This window comes from bacterium, assembly GCA_040753085.1.
In the GTDB taxonomy this organism is placed as follows: domain Bacteria; phylum UBA9089; class JASEGY01; order JASEGY01; family JASEGY01; genus JASEGY01.
Map to the genome: position 1 here is coordinate 1 of JBFMHI010000182.1, position 5158 is coordinate 5158.

At 44.7% G+C, this 5158-nt stretch carries 3 protein-coding genes and 1 pseudogene; 2 read left to right on the forward strand and 2 right to left on the reverse strand.

Translation table 11 applies throughout. The annotated features are described in order from the left end of the window. Positions 1-236: 236 nt before the first annotated feature. Positions 237-752: a glycosyltransferase family 2 protein gene (locus AB1797_12990; protein MEW5768502.1), complete on the reverse strand. Its 516-nt coding sequence runs from the start codon at positions 750-752 to the stop codon at positions 237-239. Positions 753-1435: 683 nt separating this feature from the next. Continuing rightward, a pseudogene (locus AB1797_12995) lies at positions 1436-1525 on the reverse strand (GxxExxY protein). Positions 1526-1678: 153 nt separating this feature from the next. Between AB1797_12995 and AB1797_13000 the strand changes: the two are divergent. Next, positions 1679-3319 (forward strand): glycosyltransferase, encoded by a 1641-nt coding sequence (locus AB1797_13000; protein MEW5768503.1) that lies wholly within the window; start codon positions 1679-1681, stop codon positions 3317-3319. Between the two features lie 231 nt (positions 3320-3550). Continuing rightward, entirely contained in the window at positions 3551-4990 is a 1440-nt protein-coding gene (gatB, locus tag AB1797_13005; GenBank protein ID MEW5768504.1) for an Asp-tRNA(Asn)/Glu-tRNA(Gln) amidotransferase subunit GatB, read from the forward strand. Positions 4991-5158: the final 168 nt, after the last annotated feature.

Below are 5158 nucleotides of genomic sequence, written 5' to 3' on the forward strand. Positions count from 1 at the left end.
ATCTTTCTCCCGTTCTCATTTAGTTCTCCTTTCTGCTGGGCTATTGAATCCTCCATTACATAACTCGGCAGAAAGGAGCTTTTTTTTTAGCTCTTTATATCATAACTCCTACCTATAAAAAAAATTGGTAACTACTCAGCCTCTATATAGTAGCCTTACCTAGCGAAACCACAACATATTGTGTTTAGGTGTTTAAAAGTTAGCTAAAATTCCTAAAAAACGGCTTTCTATGCAACCTATAAAAGGAGACGAACCACAATATATTGTGTTCTGTAAGCTTCAAAATCAATATGTGGTGGCTGAGTAGTTACAAAAATTGTATCGTAATACAAAATAGCCACACCCTTATGATTTTTAAAGAGCCGGATTGAATCGTGCTTTACCCTTTCGCTACCAAGCAGTTGGCTGTAGACGGCAAAGGTTAACCCTTCACATTCTTCTGACCTTAGTAATTGCCAGATCTTAGGGATATCCTCTCTTTCCAGTTCTTCATCAGCGTCAAGAATAAGTATCCAATCTGATTTGGCATAACTTAGAGAGATATTTCTGGCGGCGGAGAAATCATTCTCCCAGGGATGCTTATAGACCCTAGCGTCAAAGGAATGGGCTATCTCCATAGTCTTATCCTTTGAGCCGGTATCGACGACGATGATCTCATCGACCAGACCTTTCACACTTTCGAGACAACGAGGCAGTTGCTCTTCTTCGTCTCGAACAATCATACAAAGGGAAATAGTTGGATGTTTTTGCATATCACAACTCCCTCGACAGTTAAAAGTTCTTGCATGCCTTCGGGCCCAACTTATAAAATAGGGCACTTGCTTTTGGTAGCGGGTAGATTCAAATAGACCAGGAATACCAATGAGTTGCGAAGAACTTTTAACTGTCGAGTTAGTTCCAACAGTGTTTTAATCTCTGACCCTAATATAACACCGCATAAGTTTCTCCTTGGTTTCAACAGGGTTCGAGGATTCAAGGGTAGGTTTATGTTAATATTACTTGAATCCTGGAAGCCTTGACCCCTATCTGCGACTCCAAACCAGGGAGGAAGTTCTGCCGAGCTGGACTAATTTACCACAAGACATATTCTCTGTCAAACAAAACTTGCTGCTCTCCATGTGTGAAGAATGAAAGGTAACCGTTCAGGTATGCACGAATTAGCACGGATAAATAACACAGGACAGAAGGCGGAAGTGTAGGGACAGGGCTTGTCCCTGTCCGTGCTTGTCCATGTCCGTTCCGTAGACGGACAACCACAAGGGTTGTCCCTACAGCCTAAGGACAGACCCTAATCACGGACACGGCTCACGGATTTTCCGTGTTTCATCTGTGTGCATCTGTGGCTGAACGGTTACAATGAAAGTAACCGTTCACCTCACCACGGAGACACAGAGACACTGAGAAAAATCTAAAGGACAAGTCTCTTGATTCCGTCTTTCAAAACATGACAAAGGCATTCTTCGTAGGCTGACTCTAATGAACCAGGGACTAAATGCCTATGAACTTCTATTGCTGACCCAATTATTTGCGACCTGTACGGTTAGGCTGAGCCTTGGAAACCGCTAAAGATTGTGTCTCTGTGGTGAACGATTACAACGTTTTCTATTCCTATTCCAAAAACTTCTTGCCCCCAAATTCTTTCTATGGTAGAATTAAACTAAGAGGAGGCGTTTTTTCTTTGGCCAGACCTACTATATCTCTCTGTATGATCGTTCGAGACGAAGAAGAGCGTTTGCCTAAGTGCCTGGAAAGTGTCAAGGATTTGGTGGATGAAATTATCGTAGTCGATACAGGCTCGAAGGATAAGACCATGGAAATAGCCCGATCTTTTGGGGCAAAGCTCTATCAACATCCCTGGCCAAATAGTTTTTCTGCCGCCCGCAATATATCGCTCTCCTACGCCGCTTCGGATTGGGTCCTTATCCTCGATGCCGATGAATGGCTGGACCAGGGATGTATCCCCAAGATCAAGAAGATATTAAGAGAGGACAAAGAACACGTAGGCATCATCTTTGCCGTTTATAGTGAAACAGGTGATGGGATGTCTAAGTTATACTCTATCAGACTCTTTAAAAACCACCAGGGGTTTCACTATGAGGGCATAGTTCATAATCAACTTATCATAAACGGCCGGATTCTTACTACTGAATTTCGGGTCTATCACAGCGGGTATAATTTACCGCCGGACCAGGCAAAGAAGAAACTGGAGCGATCGGCTAAATTACTTAAAGACGGCCTAAAAAAGAATCCGGATAACCTTTATTACCGCTTTCATTTGGCAAAACTCTATCGGTCTCACGAGATGTATCCAGAGTGTATCAAGGAGGCCCTGACGGCTTTGAATCTAACCAAAACCAAAACCAAAACCATTAAGGGTAAAGAGACCTTGGTTATGCTTATGTGTGATTTGGCCTATTCTTATTATAAACTCCATGATTACCGGGAGGCAGAAAAGGTCTGCCTGGAAGCGGTCTCAATGTGTCCTTATTACCCGGATATAATAATGGTTCTTGGTTTCGTCTATTCTAAGATGGGTAGAACGGAGAAAGAGATTGCCACCTTCAAAAAGTTTATCGAGGTTGTAAAACAACGAGAGGAAAAACCGAGGGTTGACAGTTTAATGGTTGACACAATAGGGCTGGTCTATAATGCTTATCATTACATAGGTGAAGCATATCTTAAGCTTTCTCGTTTAGATGAAGCTATAACCAACCTGAAGCTTTCCATAGAACACAATCCTCAAAACGCTATGGCCTATGAAAGCCTCATACATTGTTACCATAGGACCAGGGAGGTAGATAAGATAAGAGAGACCTGCCTGAAAGCCATAGCTAATGAGGCGGCTGATGTCTTCATTTACTACCAGTTAGGTCTAATTTACAAGGCAGAGCAGAATCCGGCGGCTAAGGATTTTCTCAAGAAGGTGATTGAGCTAAAACCGGACCGCAGCCCGGCCTATTTGGAACTGATTGATATCTATTCTGAAGAGCAGGATTTTCAGGCCATTTACCCCCTACTTGATAAGCTGAAGGAGTTAGAGCCGGAGGGGGCCGGCTGCCTATATAAGGCCGCCGAGGATAAAGAAGCTGGCCGGGATGACTACCAAGAGGCTATTCGAGAAGCCCGTCTATGGTCACATCTTAGGGAACTGCTTCGGACCTATAGCCCAGACCGGAAAGAGCTTGATCTTGAGGCGGTAGCGGCCAAGATATACCAAGAGGCCCATAAAAAAGGTGACCTGGCTGAGGAAGGGGCCTTGGGCCTGCTGGCCTATGAGTGTCTGAGGCGGATAAGTCGGGAGGAGACCAACTATGCTTGAATAACTTGGCGATGGTCATCGTTTCGTTCGGCCATTTTTTGCCGACATCTGGTAGTCTGGTTGCCAGGGGGCTATTCGTAAATGGCCGAAACAATGATCAATGCCCGAAAAATAGATTGACAATCTTTTGTTTCTTGTGGTATTATTGTTTATAGGTAACTACTCAGGTAGATAGGTTGAAGGCTATTGAACTTCAGCCTTCAGTCTTCAGCCTATCTAAGAGGTAAGGATATGGATTACGAAGCGGTTATTGGGTTAGAAGTGCATGTCCAACTATCTACCAAATCAAAGCTTTTCTGTAGTTGTAAGACTGACTTTGGGGCGGCACCTAACAGACAGGTTTGTCCGGTTTGTATGGGTCTGCCGGGCGTCTTGCCGGTTATGAACCGAGAGGTCCTCCAACTGGCTTTAATGGCGGCTGCTGCTCTACATTGTAATATCTTACCCCTAAGCCGATTTGCCCGAAAAAATTACTTCTACCCTGATTTACCCAAGGCCTATCAGATATCTCAATATGATGAACCCCTGGCTAAGTCCGGTTACATTGATATTTCTGTAAATGGGCAAAATAAGAGGATCGGTATTACCAGGCTTCATATAGAAGAGGATGCCGGCAAACTGATTCATGAGGAAGAATTTGTCGATCCTGATAAGAGTTTTGTTGATTTCAACCGTTGTGGGATTCCCCTTATTGAGATCGTCAGTGAACCGGATATAAGAACGCCGGATGAAGCTTATGAATACCTGGTCGCCCTGAAACAAATCCTCCAATACACTGAAGTCAGCCACTGTAATATGGAAGAAGGCTCCTTAAGATGCGATGCCAATGTCTCTATCAGGCCAATAGGCACGGCTGAATTGGGGACAAAGACCGAAGTAAAGAATATGAATTCCTTCAAGGGGGTAAGGGAGGCCTTAAATTATGAGATCAAACGCCAGATAGATATCCTTGAGGAAGGCGGCCGGATCGTTCAGGAAACAAGGTTGTATGACGCCGGAACCAAACGGACAGATTCGATGCGAGGTAAAGAAGAGGCCCATGACTATAGATATTTCCCTGAGCCGGACCTGCCTCCGCTAGAGATTGACTCCGCCTGGCTGACGGAGATTAAGGCGCACATACCAGAACTCCCCCAGGCGAAAAGATGGCGATTTAAAGAAGAATATTCCCTCTCGGATGACGAGATAAATGTTCTAACTCAAGATAAGACCCTGGCTGATTTCTTTGAAGAATGCACCAAACTCTATTCCAACCCTAAAATAGTAAGCAATTGGGTCAAGGGAGAGGTGTTAGCTAATCTCTCGGCCCATAACCAGCAGGTAAAAAACTCTAAGCTCACCCCGGCTGGCCTGGCCTCCCTGCTTAAGTTGATGGATGAGGGTAAAATAAGCGGCCGAATAGCTAAAGAAGTCCTGACTGAAATATTCACCACTGGCAAATCTCCCCAAGAGATTGTTGAGGAAAAAGGCATGGTTCAGATCAGTGGAGAGGAAGAATTGATAGGCATTATTGAGGAAGTGCTGGCCGCCAACCCTCAACCGGTGGCCGAATACAAGGCAGGCAAAACAAAGACGATAGGTTTCCTGGTAGGCCAGGTAATGCAGGCCACCAAAGGGAAGGCCAATCCGGGGATGGTGAATCAACTCTTGCAAAAGAAACTTAGCCAATAGCCAATTAGCGGGACGGTTCAAAATCATCCATTTTCTTGTGAATTGGACTTTGGACAAATTCAGGGCCATTTGACGGCCGGGAGGCGAATCAAGGATGCCATCGAAAGCGCATCACAAGCGAATCCTTGCTGTTTCTGGCTTCCGTCAGGAGGAGAGTAGCTGAATTAT